Raw genomic sequence first — 16257 nt, 5'->3', positions numbered from 1 at the left:
GAGCCAGGCACGCGGGCCCCGGTGCAGCGTTGCAGCGGAGCCCAACAAGCCGGTATCCCGCATCGGGCTGCAGGCCGGAATGGTAGATTGGCAGCCGTCAGGCTTTGGGCCGACGACGGTACAGGAAGGTCGTCCGCATCTCCTGCGCGACGCTTTCGTCCTGCTTGATGACTTCTCGCCGGACCACGACCACGCCGCGATCCGGCCTGCTCGTCTCCTTCTTCTCGAGCACGCTGACGCGAGCGCGGATGGTGTCGCCGTGCTTGACCGGCAACAGCATCCGCCATAGGTCATTCTGCAGCAAGGCAAGCAACGTGCCGTCGTTGATCCCGCTCGCATATTGCAGGCCAGCCATCACGGCATACACCAGCGGGCCGTGGGCAATGGGTTCGCCGAAGGAAGTGGTCTTGCAGTATTCAAAGTTCGTGTGGACTTCGTTGAAGTCACCTGACAGGCAAGCGAAGTTGACGATGTCCGTGAGCGTGATCGTACGTGCCGGGCTGATGAACTCCTGTCCGACCTCGAAGTCTTCAAAATACTTGCCGCGCGGCGTGGAAGCAATGGTCATGGCAATCCTTTATTAATTTGTCGGGACCAGGGCCTCAGCCCCGGTCGTTGGCGAGAATGACGGTGCAATGCGAGGACAGGATGCCGCCCTCGTTGTGGACGAGTGCGACTTCGGCGCCATTCACCTGGCGCGCGCCCAGGCCGCCGCGCAGCTGGCGCACCGCTTCGACGATGCCGAACAACCCGCCCGCGGCGCCAGCGTGCGCATGCGACAGCATGCCTCCGTGCGTGTTGACCGGCAGCTTGCCGCCAAGGCCCGCATGCCCCTCCGCGAAGAACGCGCCGCCCTCTCCGGCCTTCACGAAGCCCAGTTCCTCCAGCTCGAGGATCGGCACAATCGTGAAGCAGTCATACAGCTGCGCGACATCGATGTCGCCCGGCCCGAGCCCTGCCATGTCATATGCGATCCGCCCGGATTCCGTGGCGCCGAACTCGGTCAGGCTGGGCGCGCACATCAGGTGCTCATGCGTGTGGTATTCGCCAATGCCCTGCAGATACACCGGCTTGCACTTGAGGTCACGCGCACGCTCGGCCGAGGTGACGATAAACGCGCCACCCGCATCGGAGATCAGGCAGCAATCGAGCATGCCTAGTGGATCGGCAATCGGCTTCGCGTCCAGGACCTCCTCCAGTTCTATCGCCTTCTTCATATGTGCGTTCGGATGCAGCAGCGCATGCTTGCGTGCCTGCACGGCGACCTGGGCCATTTGTTCCCGCGTCGTGCCATACACGTGCATGTGCCGCCGGGCGATCATCGCGTAGTAGCCCGGAATCGAGCCGCCGTAGGGCTGCTCAAAGTAAGGATGTCCCACCGCGAGCAACGTGCTGACGGTGGCGTCTCGCGACTGTCCGGTCGCTCGGTTCTCGCCGGCGCAGACCAGGATGGTCTCGGCCTGGCCGGCGGCGATTGCGTCTGCGGCATGCTTGAGCATGACCGCCGGACTTCCGCCACCGACCACCATCGAGGCATTGAAATGAGGCTTCAAGCCCAGGTACTCGCACAGCACCGAGCCGAGCATGAAGTACGGCTCGGTGAACGAATAGGCCGTCAGCAATCCATCGATGTCGGACACCTTCAGTCCGGCGTCGTCGAGCGCGCGCCTGGCGGCCTGCGCGTTCAGACCGAGCCCCGACATATGCGGCACACGCCCGATCTCGGATTCGCCGACACCGACGATTGCGACCTTGTTCTTCAGGGATGCAGGCTTCTTCATCGCATGCTCCGCGCGGCAATCCGTTCATACTGGGGGAGCATGGCGCCGTCGCCGCGATCCTCGAACGTGAGCTTCACCGGGTCCCCTATCGCGACGTCAAGGGCGTCGTCGCCGAGGATGTTGGCCATCATGCGCACACCCTCGTCAAGCTCGATCAGCGCTATCACGTAGGGCACAAGTGAGGCAAAAGCCGGATCCGAGGCACGCCGGATCACGCTGAAGCTATGCACATGCCCGGTGCCGCTGGCATCAATCCAGGCGAGGTTGTCGGACCAGCACGCCGGGCACAAGTACCGTGGCATGAAGTGGAGCTGACCGCAGGCATTGCACTTGCGGATCATGAGACGCCGCTCGCGGGCGGCGTTCCAGTAGGTCTGCGAGTCGGCGTTGGCCACCGGCTTCGGTAACATTGCTTGCACGGACGTTCTCCTGTTGTCAGTTCGCGGTGGCGGCCGTCTCGACGTAGGCGCGGGTGCGGATCATCCGCGTCGAGTCATACGTCATCACGATCTCGCCCCGTTGGTTCTTCACCTCGTGCGCAGTCGTGACCACGCCCCGGTCCGGCTTGCTGGTCAGGCGCCTGGACTCCAACCGCACGTGAACCTTGATCGCGTCGCCAGCGAAGACGGGCTTCACGAACTTCGGCGTCAGTTCCATCAGGAAGATGCCGCGGCGCCGCGTCAGCCCCGCCTGCAGGATCGCGCCCTCTGCCAGGCTGAGTACGTGCAGGCCGGGTGCCATGCGCGCGCCATACTCCCTGGTCGATTCGACATAGCTTCGGTCCATGAAGGTCGGCGTATGGAACCGGTGCAGGTCGACGAATCCGGCGATACCTTCCTCGGTGACGGGCACCCCCTTGGACTCGTAGGTCCAGTCCGCCGTGTAGTCCTCGAAATAGAGTCCTTCGTTCATCTTGCTCTCCTGGCTTAGTAGGAACGCGGCAGGCCGAGAACGTGCTGGCTGACGTAGTTCAGGACCATGTTTGGTGAGATCGGTGCGATCTGGAACACGCGGGTGTCGCGGAAGCGCCGCTCGATGTGGTATTCGCGGGCCAGGCCGAATCCGCCGTGCGTCTGCATGCAGACGTTGGCGAGTTCCCACGAGGCGTCTGAGGCGAGCATCTTGGCAATGTTGGCTTCGCCGCCACACGACTCGCGGCGGTCGAATTTCTCTGCCGCCTTCCAGCGCAAAGCGTCCGCCGCTTCCAGATGCGCGTAGCCAAGCGCGATGGGAAACTGCACGCCCTGGTTGGCGCCGATCGGCTTGCCGAACAGCACGCGCTCCTTGGCGTAGTTGACCGCCTTGTCCACGAACCAGCGGCCGTCGCCAATCGCCTCGGAAGCAATGATGATGCGCTCGGCGTTCAGACCGTCGAGCAGGTACTTGAAGCCCTTACCCTCCTCGCCGATCAGCGAAGTCTCGGGCACGCGCATATTGTCGTAGAAGACTTCGAAGGTGTGATGGTTGAACATCACGTCGATCTTGCGGCTGGTGTACTGCCTGGGATCGACCTGGCGCTTGTCGACCAGGAAGGCCGAGATTCCCTGGTGCGGCTTGGCCGGGTCCTTCGGCGCGCTGGTGCGCGCGAACACCATGAACGCGTCGGTGTAGTCAAAGCGCGAGGTCCAGAGCTTCTGCCCCTTGATGACCCATTCATTGCCCTCGCGCCACGCCTTGGTCTGCAGCTTCGCGGTATCGGTGCCCGCGTTCGGCTCGGTCAGCGAGAAGGACTGCAGACGCGTGCGGCCCGCGCACACTTCCTCGAGAATCTTGCGCTTCTGCTCGTCCGTGCCGTGGCGGGCAAGAATGCCCATCATGAACATCTGGCCGTGGATCATGGAGCCGACGCCGCCCGAGCGGTGCATTTCCTCGACGATGACGCACGCTTCGCGCAGGCCGAGTCCCATGCCGCCGTACTGCTCGGGAATCATCACCGTATGCAGCTTGGCATCCATCAGCGCCTTGATGTAGTCGTGCGGGAATGCCTCTTCCTTGTCGAGCTTGGCGAAGTACTCGTCGCCGAAGTTCCGCGTGACGGCTTGCGTGGCCTGGAGCACGTCATCCAGCGTGACGCCGTGGGAGGAGTTCTGTTCAAAGGAGGTCGGGATAGCGGACATGTTGGTTTCCTTGGTTTGACTGCAGCGCTCATGCTGTGAGGTCAAGTTTCGAGTTGGCGGGAACAATAGTCGAGTCGCTTTTTTTGCCGACCACGGTAACTTTTCCTAACGCCGGGTCGCGCGCGAATCCGATAAGGACAGCTACCTGCCTCGCGGGAGCTTTGATGATGAACGCGGGTGCATGGAGCAAGGCGAACGCTATCCGGCCGTGCGGATGGGACAGCCGGGAAGGGGCGAATTTGGAGATGGGATTCACGCCGGCCGCCGGGTCATGCGGCGGCAGGCGTGGCGAGCGCGGACAGTGGAAGGCCGCGTGGGCACGCGCGCGCCACTCGCGCTCAGGCAGCGTCCGTCGCCATATCCCTGGTCACGGCGGGAAGCGCGGCAACGCCGTACGCCTATGGGACCGCCGTCTCGCAGAGGGCATCGACCAGCAGCGCAACGCTGCCGAGACGCTCGACCGACCACAGCATGTCCAACAACCGACGGGCTTTCGACGGATTGCCCCACGGACCGTACAGATCGATGAACTTCGACTCCAGCTCAGCGTCGGTGAGCGGATTCGCTGCGCTGCCCTTGGGGTCGGTCTGCAAGTAGCTGTACGTGGCACCACCCTTGTCACGGATCGTGATGCGACTGCGCGAGTGCGCCGGGAATTCCAGGGTGAGTTTGGGGGAGCTGCAGACCCCAATGCATTCCATCAAGCGTCTCGTCCCCGCATCGCCGAGCCGCTCCTGCTCGTAGTCGGCAGAAGTCAGCCGGCCGTTCAGCAAGGCCACGGCAATCGCATAGGGCAGGCTGTGATCGGCGGTTTCGCGATTGGTTGGGGCCCAGCGGGTCGGGTCGGCACCCATCGCGCGGAAGGCCGCCTCGTAAGTTTCGACTTCGATCGACGCGATGTCCGTGATGGACACCCTATCTCGTAAGGCCAGCGCCGCGTCGACGGCCGCCTGGCCGTGATAGCAGACGGGGTGGAGCTTGAGGTGTGTGCCGACGATGCGCGGCGGCCCGCCCGCTCCGACCTGCCAGTCAAGTTCACCGACGACGTCCCGCATGCCGCCCTTGCCCTCCACGACCGCGGTAGGACCGGATACACCTTCGCGCGCCAGCAGCGCGGCGAAGACGCCGTTGCGCGCGCCGTTCGGACCGGCGCAACCCTTCCAGTCGGACAGATCGCCGGTGCGCACGTTGTAGAGCTGGAGAGCGGAGGACAGCGCTATCGACAGCGCCTCGCCGGCCTGCTTTTCGCCGAGGCCCAGCAGCCGCGCCGCACCTGCGGCGGCACCCGCCGCCGCGCACGTTCCCTGGTCGATGCCGCGCGCAGCGAGCGCCGCGCCGTCACACAGGCCGCAATAGACCTCGTAGGCGACGACGATCGCGGTGACAAGGTCCTTGCCGCTCAGCCCGAAGGCTTCGGCCACCGCGATGAGCCCACCGATCATGTCGCTCGGGTGCCCGTTGCTCCTGCCGAGATGCGTGTCGCTGTAGTCCAGGTAGCGCAGCATCGTGCCGTTGGCGAATGCCGCCATTTCGATCGAGGTGCGCGCGCCGGCCCCCCAGATTCGCGCGCCGGGCGTTCCGGCGTAGCGCGCGGCGAACGTCCGCATAGTGGCGCAGAACGGCTCGCCATGAGCGGCGGCCGCGCACGCCACGCTGTCGATGACGCGGCGTTGGCATTCGTGTATGGCGCTTTCCGGCAGCTTGTCGAAATCAGCCGCCGCCACATAGCGTGCGATGCGAAGCGTGGTTGCGTCCATGGTCAAGCCAACACGCGAAGCACTTCGGTGGCATCGTCCAGTGCCTCCAGATGCCGCACCATTTCCTGGGCCTTGCGGATCCCCTCGGCTGAAGGCGCTACCGCCGCCAGCGCGGCGCTGTCGCGGAATTTTTCGTAGAGGTACTCCCAGCTCATCGGACATTCCTCGTCGCCAGGGACGTTCTCACCTACCCGCGACAGCGTGCGGCCGTCACGCGTGACGATGTCGAGCCGGCCCTTGGGAAGCATGCTCTTCCAGTTGAAACTGTCGTCGACCACCGGCACGACCTTCTGCGCTGCCGCCAGCACGTGCGGGTCGTTCAGTGCGTCGCCGAAGAAATCGGCCACCTTCACCTGCCCCTTGGTCGCGGCGACGGCCACACAGTAGGGGATGCTGAACTTGGCATCCGCCGGCGTAGCCGGGCGCCGGCGGCTCTCGATCGGCTCGCACAGCTGCTTCTGGAAGTCGCCGACGTTCACGCGGATCTGCTCGATATCGCCGATGGTGAGCTTGTGCTCCTTCATCAGCGTCAGCGTGGCATGGATAAAGCCGTGCGAAGCGCCGCAGGACGGCCACGGCTTGTAGAGAATCGACCCGCCGTCGTACGTCTCGCCCAGGCCCTGCAGCATCTTCTCGCGGTCGTATTCCCCGCGGAAGTACACATTGAAGAACCCGGCCTTGCCCTCGAACATGCTCTTGACGCCGCTCACACCCTGTTCCGCCATCAGCGCGGCGAGCACGGCACCTTTGGTCGTAAACCCCGCATACATGCCACGAAGGTCGCTGCCAACGCCATAAGCCAGCTCCATCGTGCCGCAGCACTGCATACCCGCAATGCCGAACGCGCTGACGATCTGCTCCGGCTTGAGCCCCAGCACGTGGGCCGCGGTCGCCGTCGCGGAATAGACGCCGATCACCGTCGTCAGATGCCAGTCCTGCCGGTTGGCGACGTTGCGGCGCATGCGCAGGAACATGTCCTGGCCGGCGGCGACCGCGGCGATGAGGTCGCGCCCCGAGATACCACCGGCGCGCTCCGCCAACGCCAACGCAGCGGGCACGATCGAACTGCTGGGGTGGTGGCCTTCGGGAGCGTGGTCGTCGAAGTCAAGGCAATGCGCCATCGCTCCGTTGTGGAAGGCCGCCCAGACCGCCGGTGCTCGCCCCCCGAAACCGAGCAGCGTACTCTGCTCCGCGCCGCCGGCCTCGCGCACCATCGCGTTCACCCCCTTTACCGCCGGCTCCACCCCGGTCGCCGCCAGAATCACGCCGAGCGTATCCAGGATGCTCTTCTTCGCACCCTCCACGGCTTCGGGCGGCAGATTGCCATAGCGGGCGTTCGCGATAGAGTTGGCGAAATCGCGGGAAAGGTCGGCGGCTTGTGTCATCGAGAAGATCTCCGGGAAAGGCAACGGGTGGTGTTCTCGTATTGTCAAAGGCCGCGCCGCGGCATGTCGAGTCAGATTAATTTGAGCGAGCGTAGCGAAATCTAACCAGCACGACCCGCACCGTCGGGCCATCGCACAACGTAAGGCCGACTTACGCTGGCAGCGAACAAAAGCGACTGGCTCCCCGCGTTCCGCCGACCGATACTCGACGCGTTCCAACCTGACCTATGCCACCATGGATATCGCCTATCTGCTCGCCTCGAATGCCATCAGCCGCGAATACGACAAACTCCGCGACGAAGTTGTCGACGCCACCGTCGACGGCCTCGTCGACAGCCTCGCCTGCGCCCTGGCTGGCGTGCACGCTCCCGGATTGGCCGAGGCGCGCGGCGCGCTCGCGCACTGGGGCACCGGCGAGTGCTCGGTCTGGGGCGGCTTCGGCCGCACCAGCGCGCCCTTCGCCGCGTTCCTCAACGCAGTCAGCATGCACGCTCTCGACTATGACGACACCGACGACAAGGTGCCGCTGCACGCCAACGGCATGGTGCTGCCTGGGCTGATCGCCGATGTCGAGGAAGCCCGCGCCTGCTGCGACGGCCGCGACTTTCTCACCGCGCTGGCCGTCGGCGTCGACGGCGCGATGCGCATTGGCCGTGCCGGCGGCCCCAAGGGCTCGCGCGGCTGGAACTACAGCGTGATCAGCGGCTCGGTCGGTGCCGTGCTTGCGATCGCGCGACTGCGGCGCTGGGATGCCGAGACCACCGTGAATGCGCTCGGCCACCAGCTCACGCAAACCGCCGGCAGCCTGCAATCCATTGTCGACGGCAGCCTCGCCAAGCGTTTCCAGCCGGCGCAGATGGTAAAGAACGTGGTCATGTCCGCAGCGCTCGCCCAGGCTGGCATCGACGGGCCGCGCAACGTCTTTGAAGGCAAGGCCGGCTTCGTCAATCTGTACCAGGACGGCAAGTTCGACTTCGACGCTGTCCGCGCGGACATCGAGCGCTGCGATCTGCCGGTGGACCTGAGCCTGAAGCCCTATCCGGCGTGCCGCTTCACCCACGCGCCGATCGACCTGGCGCTGCAATTGCACGCGCAGGGCTTGCGCCTCGGCGATGTCAGGCATATCCAGATCCGCGTGAGCAGCCAGGCCGTGAACATGGTGGGGCGTAAGTTCGACCACCGCTCGGCCGGCGTCGTCGATGCGCAGTTCAGTATCGCCTACACCGTGGCAGTCGGCCTCGAACGCGGCGCCGTACGGATCGGCGATTTCACCGCGACGGCGATCCGCGACGAGCGCGTGGGCGCCTTCGCAGGCGAGCGCATCACGATCGAAGCGGACGAGGGGCTGCCATTCCTGGGCATGGTGCCGGTCGCATTTGACGTGGAACTCTCCAATGGCGAGCGGCTGGCGATCAGTACCGAGCACGTCGGCGGCAGCCCGGAGAAGCGCATGTCGGCCGCGCAACTGCGCGACAAGGTGCTGGATTGTCTGGATTTCGGCCGCTCGCGCGTCGATGCGGATGCACTCATCGCGGCGGTCCACGGACTGCGCGATGGCAGGCCGTTCTCGTCCGTGCTGCAACTGCTCGCCTGAGGGGTCCCGGAGTGGCCGATAGCCCGGCCGCCCCGGGGGCACGTCATTTGATGCCGGCCTGGCGCGACGCCGACTCACCGTTGCGCGCGGGCTCCATCATGCTGAGTCGCTTGTAGAGGTAGGAGCGCGAGATGCCCAGTTGCTCCGCGACGCGCGTCTTGTTTCCGCCCGTGCGCTGCATCGCCGCGAGGATCATCTCGGTTGCCACCCGCTCCGTGGCCTCGCGGATCTCGCCGCTGCCAGCTTCGGTGCCGGACGTTGAGCCACCGGCCTGAAGGCTGTTTAGCGGCCGGTCGATACCGTCGAGCGTGCCGAAGTCCTTGATGGAGAGCATGGGCTTGTCACAGAAGATCGCCGCCCGCTCGATCGCATGCTGGAGCTGGCGGATGTTGCCCGGCCACGCGCGAGACTGCAGAAAGCCGATGGCAGACTCCGAGATGGATTTCTTCGGCGTGCCGTGTCGCACGGAAAATGCCTCCAGGAAGGTATCCGCAAGCTCGGGGATATCCTCGAGGCGCTCGCGCAGGGGAGGCAGGCGCAAGGTGACCGCGCTGATGCGATAGAACAGGTCCAGCCGAAAGCTCGAGTCGGCGATCATGGACCTGAAGTCGCGGTTGCTGGCCGAGATAAGCCGGAAGTCCGAGTGCCGCGCACGGTCGCCGCCGATCCGCTCGAACCTGCCGTCCTGGAGCACGCGCAGGAGCTTGACCTGCATGTCGACCGGCATGTCGCCGATCTCGTCCAGGAACAGCGTGCCGGTATCGGCGGCCTCGAACTTGCCATTTCTGCCCTTCCGGTCCGCTCCGGTGAAGGCGCCCGGCTCGTAGCCAAACAGCTCGCTCTCGACGAGATTCGGCGGCATCGCCGCAGCGTTGACCAGGACCAGCGGCTTGTCGTTGCGCGGACTCAGCATATGGATGGCATGAGCGACCATTTCCTTGCCGGTCCCGCTTTCACCTGCCAGCAACACCGGCACGTCGAGCGGTGCCAGACGCAGAATGTCGTCCTTGAGCTTGCGCACCGAGTCGCTGCTGCCAACGATCTGCTCCAGCCCGTACGTCCGGTTACGGATGCCGGAGAGTTCGCGCCGATAGAAGTCCAGTTCCTGCTTCGCCTGGGCCAGCTCGCCGGTCAGTCGCCGGATGGACTCCGGCCCCTTGAACATCACCTGCCCGATCGCCGCAACCACGCGCTTCCTGCGATCGAGCACGGGCAGCCGTGAGACGATACGCGTGACGCCGTTCATCTCCTGCAATTGAGCGACCTGCCCCTTCCCGGTCGCGACGACCTCGTGCAGCCTCGTATTCTCGACCACGGCTGTCACATGCTTGCCGATCGCTTCGCCGTGGCGCAGGCCGAAGAAGCGCTCATGGACCGGACTCATATAGCTGATCTTTCCGTCCGCGTCGACGACCACCATCGCCTTGTAGGGATCGGTGATGAAATGACGGAGGATGTCCTCCGCCGAGTCGACACTGGCCAGGAATTCGCTGAATTCGTCCGCCTCTTGCGCATCGAAGACCAGAAAGCAAGCGGCATCCCGCGTGGGGATGGTCGCGACCGTCATCGGACGGTCCAGATCCGTCAGGGCCAACAGGCGCCTGAGGGGCACCCGCGTACGGTTCTGCCAGAGCCGGCACAGCGATTGCGAGATCCGCGCGTCCTGGCCCAGGCCGCTCGAAAACGTGGGACTCCCATGCTCGTCCAGGACGAGAATTCCTTCTGGTTCACGCTTCATCTTCTACACCGTGAGGGGTCGCTTCAGCACCGGCCGGGCCGCCGGTCGACTTGCCAGACCGCGCTTCGCCATGTCATTCCGGCTGGATATTGGCGTCCTTGATCAACTTGATGGTCCGTCTTTCCTCCGCCAGCAGGAACTCCTGAAATTTCGCCGGTGTCCGGACTTCGGAGATCTCCTGATCCAGCGCCGCGAGGCGGGCTCGCAGCGTTTCATCGGAACGGGCAGCCTCCATGGCATCCGCCAGCCTGGCCCGCACGGTCTCGGGAATTCCGGCCGGCGCGGCGAGCCCGACGAAGATGCTGTATGTGGCTTCCGGATAGCCCAGTTCATTGAAGGTAGGAACGTTGGGGAATTTGGCGGATCGGGTATCGGAGGAGATGGCAAGGGCCCGCAGCGAGCCCGCCTGGATCGAGCCAACCAGCGAGGTCCCGGTCCCCATCATGCAGGTCACACGCCCGGAGATCACGTCGGGGACGACAGCAGCGACCCCCTTGTAGGGAACATGCGTCAGACGAATGCCGGCGCTTTTCACGAACAATTCCACCGGCAGGTGCGACGTGCTGCCTTGCCCCGCGGAACCGAATGTGACCTCCCCTGGTTTGCTCTTCGCGGCCTTGACAAGATCCGCCAGCGTCCTGAACGGCGACCGCCCTCCGACCACGAGCAGCCCCGGCGAACGCGCCATTTCCCCGACGGCAATGAAGTCTTTGTCGAAATCGTAACCGGCACCTTTGACCAGATGAGGCATCGTGACCACGGTATTGGCGAACGCGAGCAGGGTATAGCCATCCGCCGCGGCCCGGGCGACATAGCGGGCGCCCAGCATCGAACTGGCGCCCGGCATGTTCTCCACCACCACCGGCTGCTTCAGGTATTGGGACATCCGGTCGGCATACAGGCGGCTGGCGGAGTCCAGCAAAGCGCCGGCCACGCTACTGACGACCAGGCGGATGGGCTTGGCGGGATAAAGCGTCGATTTCGCGCTCGCTCCGCCACCCACGACCGCCAACGACACGCCGCCGGCAACCCGGACAAATTGACGCCTGTTCATCTCGTTTGTCTCCTGTTTTCTCTTATGTGGATGTCATGCTAGGGCATGGCACTCCGATGCGTCGAGTTCGATTTTCTCCGCCACACGGTAAGCGAAACTAACCACGCTTCCCTCGTGTCCGACGGATGAAAGCCTGGAGAGCGCCGCGACCGAGATGCCAAACTGGTCATACACCGCATTCTCCAGACCACACTGGTCCGCGAATCCGTAGCGCGCGGCAGAACACAGCGGCGCCGAAGACAGCAGGTCGAACAGAAAGCGCGAGAGGCGTTGCGTCCTGACCAATTGGCGAAGGCTCGAACACTCCTGCAGAAGCTTGCGCGAGAGCCACCTGCGGTCGGGCATGCCGAGCCACGCCGCCGCCGACGAAAGCCCCCAGTCGTGGTGCGGGGCGGTGAACACGGCCAAGGCTATTCCCGCGGTTGCGGGCCTTCGCTGCCGCAGGTCGTCCGCCTCTAAGTGCAACGACTCGTTGCCGCGGCATCGACCGGATGGCAGGGCACAGGTCTCAGATTGGGGAACGATTGCCAGCGTCAGCGTGGCGCGATGCAGCAAGGTCAGCGAAAGTTCTTCCAGAGGCGGCACCACACGAGCCTGTCCGCTACGCAGCGTCCTGGTAAAACGTCGCATCAACAACTCGCATGCTCCGGTCTCGACGTCTATCCTGATTGGAAACGGGAATTGAAGATTCCCGATGCGGGCGATCCCGGTGCCAAGGCCGCTCAACATCACCTGCCCGGGATGATTTTCCCGCGAGGCATGACACACGCGTCGAAGGTTCGCACAGCAATCACTGACCGGTGTTGGCATGGCGGCATCCTGAGCCGGCTCACCGTTTCAGGAGACTTACCGATTTCGCTTCCTCGTCCTGCACGAATGCGTTGAACTGCTGCGGCGTCCTCACATTGGAGACCTCCATGCCCATGTGCTGTAGCCGCGCAATAAACTTCGCGTCCTTCTTGGCCAATTCGATGCCGTCCGCGACGGTCTTGCGCACGCCATCGGGAATGCCGGCGGGCGCAAAGATGCCGAAGAACAGGTAGTACGTGGCGTCTGGATATCCGAGCTCCTTGAAGGTCGGAACCTCGGGAAATGCCGACGAGCGCGAGCCAGACGTAATCGCGAGCGCGCGCATTCTCCCGCTCCTGATCAGTTCTTCCGTCGCGGTCGAAGGGCCCATCAGGAATTCGACACGCCCTGCCAGGACGTCAGGCACGGCGAGCGATATCCCCTTGTACGCGATGCCGTTGAAGCTGACCCCTGCGTCCTGCGCGAACAGTTCCGCCGTCATGTGCGATGTCGTCCCGCGGCCCGTGTACGCATAGGTGATCGCACCGGGATTCTTTCTGGCCGCCGCGACGAGTTCCGGAATCGTCCGCATCTTCGAAGACCCACCGACCACGAGCAGGGACGGCGAGCGCGCGAGCTCGCCGATGCCGGTGAAATCCTTCATGGCATAGCCAGCATTCTTTTCCACTTGCGGAAGCGTCGCGATGGTGTTGGCCGCGACGAGCAACGTATAGCCGTCGGCCGCCTGCCTTGCGACGTAGCGCGAGGCGAGCATGGTACTGGCACCCGGCATGTTCTCCACCACGACCGGTTGTTTCAGCGTCCTTGACAGGCTGTCCGCATACAGACGGGCCAGCATGTCGGTCATGCCGCCGGCCGAGGTAGAGACGATCAGGCGTATCGGCTTGGCGGGAAACGCTCCGTTCTGCGCCTGCGCGGCAAAGGCGGCTGCCGCAAGCATGCAGCCGGAAAGGTCTCTCAGGAAATGACGGCGATTCTTCATGTCTCTCATTGGTATTCCGGTCCACGGAAGGCTCGCAAGAATTCGTGTCTACCGTTCGGGTCCGTTGCGAAGACGACGCGATGAATGAGAGTTTGATGTCGGCGCAGCCGGTCGTCCAGTCGGCTTTAGGCCCTCGTCGAGTAAGTTCCGCTGACGCTGCAGACGAAGTTGCTGGTTAGCTCCGCTTACCAGACGGGTTGAAAACACGACTCGACTCCAGCCGCGTCGGTAGCCAAACTGGATCCAGGCTTCCCTTCTGTGGGAGGCGCCTGTTTCACCCGATACCATCTCCTTCCATGGAACTCAGACATCTGCGCTATTTCATTGCTGCGGCGGAAGAAGAGCATTTCGGCCGTGCCTCGGACCGCCTGTTCGTCACCCGTCCGGCCGTCTCGCAGATCATCGCGGACCTGGAGGACGAACTTGGGGTCGAGCTGTTCGAACGCCAGGCTCACAAGGTAAAGCTAACCGCCGCCGGCCTCGCGCTCCTGCCTAGGCTGCAGAGCATGATGTGCGACCTCAGCCAGGCGATAACGCTGGCGAAACAGGTCGGCGAAGGCAAGGTCGGGGAGCTGTGCATCGGCTATGGCTCGTTGAGCCTCTATCACCCTTTGCTCCGTGCCGCGATCAAGCGATTTCTCGAATACCACCCCAATGTCGCGCTTACGCTGGTCGAAATGCCGACGTCAGACCAGGTCAAGGCGGTGCTCGACGGAAAGATCCAGGTGGGCTTCATGCATTTCTGCCCCGATGACGGACACCGCAAGCAGCGAAGAGGCAGTGCGCAGCCGGAAGGCGAAGCTTCGCTCGAACGCTACGTGATCCAGACTGGCGGCCTTGGCGTCGTGGTGCCCACCGACCATCCGCTCGCGAAGAAAAGGGCCATCTCGCTGAGCCAGCTCGCCAGGGAGCGATTCGTCGTGGTTCCGAGATCGAGCGTCAGCCCCGGCTACGGTCCGCTGTTCGCGTTGTGCCAGGAGGCTGGATTCCAGCCGCAGGTCGTCCAGGAAGTCCACTCCATTGCTTCGCAGATGAATCTGATCTCCGTGGGGGTCGGCATCGGCCTGGCTGTGCTCGGGAAAGACTTTACCTACCCCTCCGGCCTCACCGTCATCAGGCTTACCGACGTCAATTACCGGACCAACTTTCAACTCAGTTGGCTGAAGGGGCGTACCGAGCCCGTTCTGCAGCAGTTCATCGAGGTCGTCAAGGAACTCTCCGCGCCCTCCGCTAATCTCAACGCAGCTGGCAATGAAGACTGAATCAACGACCCTGCGGGGACTGCTCGAGAAATGGGTCGGCCTCGACACGAAGGCGCCCGCGCGCGTGACGCGCATACGCCCGCCCAGCCATTGCACCGGTTGTGTCCAAGTCGACGTGGCCGGTGCCTCCGGCGGGATCTCGCTGTTCTTCTTCCGGCATGCCGACGGCTCCTGGTGCGTGTTCCCACCATCGCCGATGGGCCCTTGACGACTACCGGAACAGATCCACATCGCCCCAATGCCGGTTCATGCCACTTATCCCAGCCCGGGAAAAATGAGGGAGATCCCGTTACAACAGTTCCTTCACCGTCTGTACAAAGCGCTCGAGAACAGGCTCCATGCGCCCTTTGACCCAGCTCAACGCGAAGTTGATCGGGTAGTTGATGCCTTCGATCCGCAGAACGGACAGGCTCGGAGGAAACGCCAGCCCCGGCCCGGTCACGCACAGGCCGATCCCGACACCCACCGATACCAGATTGAGCAAGCTCGTAATGGAGGTCACTTCCTGCACGATGCGCGGCTCAAAGCCGGCCTTCTGGCACAGCGCGAACAGGGGCCCGTAGCCGAAGCTGACGGTCGACTGGGGCACCACCACCCAGGCCTCCTCGGACAATTCGGCCAATGGAACGGACTGACGTCCGGCCAGGCGGTGGTCATGTGGCACGACCAGGCCGAGACCCTCCGTCTGGATCTTGAGGCGCTCGAGCACCGCTGCGTCTTGCGCAAGCGCATTCCCCTGCTTGACCTCGCGCAGCGCCGGCGAACGAGAACGGAAATGCATGAAGCCGGCGTGGATACGGCCTTCGGCCAGCGCCCGCTGCTGTTCCGAACTCGGGATCTCGAGCAACGAGAGCGTGATGTCGGGGCAGCGCTCATGGAACGCCTTCACGGCAGTCCGAAACAGCGGATGCATGAGCGTGAGCGAGCCATAGCCGATGTTCAGCGCGCCGGACTTGCCCTCGCCCACGCGCCTGGCCATCGCAATGGCCTGATTGAGGTCGCCCATGATCGCCTGAAGCGGCGGCAACAGTGCCTTTCCCGCCGCAGTCAGCGTTACGCGATGGGCCTGCCGCTCGAACAGGAGGGTGCCAAGTTCGGCCTCTAGGTCGGCGATGATCTGGGAGATGGCGGGGCGGGTAACGTGCAACCGTTCGGACGCCCGGCCGAAGTGCTCCTCTTCGGCCGCCGCGATGAAATAGCGCAGGTGTCTGAGTTCCATATGTGCGCGTGTTCCTAGCACAATCAATAGGGGTTTTTCGATTTTGACCGCCGCCAGGTTCAGAGATGCGGAACCGGGAGAAAGTCTCCAGGTATCACAGGAACAAGGCGCATACGTTGGTCAACTACGGTGCTTTTCATCGCGAGAGCCTGCAGATCAGCAGCAGCCCACCACAGCGTGCTGAACCCATTAGGGGGCGTGCCGGGATAAAGCCGGAACTGACACATATTCATGGAAGTAATAAAGAACGTGGCTTTTAAGCACGCGACGTCAGCTGCTAGCCTGTCTGTTCCGGCTTCTGGAGCAATTGAAGTGACAGCTGCATCCAGCAATGGATTGTCACCCCTTCCGGCGTGCGATCATATCCAGAAACCCTCTGGTTTTGGTGCTGGGGCTGACTGCTCTTCGGGCGCGGTAACCCACGCAGCATTTTGTCTCACCTCTGCTAAGTCAGACCCGGCTGGCTTAGCACATCGGTGACTCCCAACTTTGATGCCGATGCTGACCACTATGCCAGGATGGCAGTCTCGCAAAGGAGGCTAATCCCACCCTGCCAGC

15 protein-coding genes are annotated in these 16257 nt (G+C 63.7%); 3 read left to right on the top strand and 12 right to left on the bottom strand.

What is annotated here, in order from left to right; translation table 11 throughout:
• Positions 1–97: 97 nt before the first annotated feature.
• From ABNX08_RS09140 to ABNX08_RS09110, 7 genes are all read right to left on the bottom strand, one after another.
• Complete coding sequence (locus ABNX08_RS09140) at positions 98–568, bottom strand: MaoC/PaaZ C-terminal domain-containing protein (RefSeq protein WP_022534887.1); 471 nt, start codon at positions 566–568, stop codon at positions 98–100.
• Positions 569–602: 34 nt separating this feature from the next.
• Positions 603–1781 carry a thiolase gene (locus ABNX08_RS09135; protein ID WP_022534886.1) on the bottom strand — a complete coding sequence of 393 codons (1179 nt, stop codon included), beginning with the start codon at positions 1779–1781 and terminating at the stop codon, positions 603–605.
• Positions 1778–2191 carry a Zn-ribbon domain-containing OB-fold protein gene (locus ABNX08_RS09130; protein ID WP_041681028.1) on the bottom strand — a complete coding sequence of 138 codons (414 nt, stop codon included), beginning with the start codon at positions 2189–2191 and terminating at the stop codon, positions 1778–1780. The genes ABNX08_RS09135 and ABNX08_RS09130 overlap by 4 nt, the downstream gene beginning before the upstream one ends.
• A 25-nt stretch (positions 2192–2216) precedes the next feature.
• Complete coding sequence (locus ABNX08_RS09125) at positions 2217–2693, bottom strand: MaoC/PaaZ C-terminal domain-containing protein (protein WP_022534884.1); 477 nt, start codon at positions 2691–2693, stop codon at positions 2217–2219.
• Positions 2694–2707: 14 nt separating this feature from the next.
• Positions 2708–3898 carry an acyl-CoA dehydrogenase family protein gene (locus tag ABNX08_RS09120; protein ID WP_022534883.1) on the bottom strand — a complete coding sequence of 397 codons (1191 nt, stop codon included), beginning with the start codon at positions 3896–3898 and terminating at the stop codon, positions 2708–2710.
• A gap of 398 nt (positions 3899–4296) precedes the next feature.
• The gene (locus ABNX08_RS09115) at positions 4297–5655 is read right to left on the bottom strand and encodes an MmgE/PrpD family protein (RefSeq protein ID WP_022534882.1); all 1359 of its coding nucleotides are present in this window, start codon (positions 5653–5655) and stop codon (positions 4297–4299) included.
• A gap of 2 nt (positions 5656–5657) precedes the next feature.
• Entirely contained in the window at positions 5658–7040 is a 1383-nt protein-coding gene (locus ABNX08_RS09110) for an MmgE/PrpD family protein (RefSeq protein WP_022534881.1), read from the bottom strand.
• Positions 7041–7275: 235 nt separating this feature from the next.
• Between ABNX08_RS09110 and ABNX08_RS09105 the strand changes: the two genes are divergently transcribed.
• The gene (locus ABNX08_RS09105; protein ID WP_022534880.1) at positions 7276–8634 is read left to right on the top strand and encodes an MmgE/PrpD family protein; all 1359 of its coding nucleotides are present in this window, start codon (positions 7276–7278) and stop codon (positions 8632–8634) included.
• Positions 8635–8677: 43 nt separating this feature from the next.
• Here ABNX08_RS09105 and ABNX08_RS09100 read toward each other — a convergent pair whose 3' ends face one another.
• From ABNX08_RS09100 to ABNX08_RS09085, 4 genes are all read right to left on the bottom strand, one after another.
• Positions 8678–10372 carry a sigma-54-dependent Fis family transcriptional regulator gene (locus ABNX08_RS09100; protein ID WP_022534879.1) on the bottom strand — a complete coding sequence of 565 codons (1695 nt, stop codon included), beginning with the start codon at positions 10370–10372 and terminating at the stop codon, positions 8678–8680.
• Positions 10373–10445: 73 nt separating this feature from the next.
• A complete protein-coding gene (locus ABNX08_RS09095; RefSeq protein WP_022534878.1) occupies positions 10446–11426 on the bottom strand; it encodes a tripartite tricarboxylate transporter substrate binding protein in 981 nt (326 codons plus the stop codon).
• A 33-nt stretch (positions 11427–11459) separates the two neighbouring features.
• Positions 11460–12236 (bottom strand): hypothetical protein, encoded by a 777-nt coding sequence (locus tag ABNX08_RS09090; protein WP_022534877.1) that lies wholly within the window; start codon positions 12234–12236, stop codon positions 11460–11462.
• Between the two features lie 19 nt (positions 12237–12255).
• Positions 12256–13218, bottom strand: a complete 963-nt coding sequence (locus ABNX08_RS09085; protein WP_022534876.1) for a tripartite tricarboxylate transporter substrate binding protein — start codon at positions 13216–13218, stop codon at positions 12256–12258.
• Between the two features lie 296 nt (positions 13219–13514).
• Here ABNX08_RS09085 and ABNX08_RS09080 point away from each other — a divergent pair, with 296 nt between their 5' ends.
• Positions 13515–14480, top strand: coding sequence for a LysR substrate-binding domain-containing protein (locus ABNX08_RS09080; protein WP_022534875.1), 966 nt, complete (start codon positions 13515–13517; stop codon positions 14478–14480).
• The gene (locus ABNX08_RS09075; protein ID WP_349606048.1) at positions 14470–14688 is read left to right on the top strand and encodes a hypothetical protein; all 219 of its coding nucleotides are present in this window, start codon (positions 14470–14472) and stop codon (positions 14686–14688) included. Before ABNX08_RS09080 ends, ABNX08_RS09075 begins: the two co-directional genes overlap by 11 nt.
• An 81-nt stretch (positions 14689–14769) precedes the next feature.
• On the opposite strand, the gene ABNX08_RS09070 is transcribed toward ABNX08_RS09075, so the two are convergent.
• The gene (locus ABNX08_RS09070) at positions 14770–15699 is read right to left on the bottom strand and encodes a LysR substrate-binding domain-containing protein (protein ID WP_022534874.1); all 930 of its coding nucleotides are present in this window, start codon (positions 15697–15699) and stop codon (positions 14770–14772) included.
• Between the last annotated feature and the right edge of the window lie 558 nt (positions 15700–16257).

Origin of the sequence: Cupriavidus sp. DF5525 (genome assembly GCF_040149425.2) — a bacterium.
Taxonomy (GTDB): Bacteria; Pseudomonadota; Gammaproteobacteria; order Burkholderiales; family Burkholderiaceae; genus Cupriavidus; species Cupriavidus pickettii_A.
The sequence above is the reverse complement of the archived record's forward strand: the minus strand, read 5'-3'. Positions and strand labels throughout refer to the sequence as shown.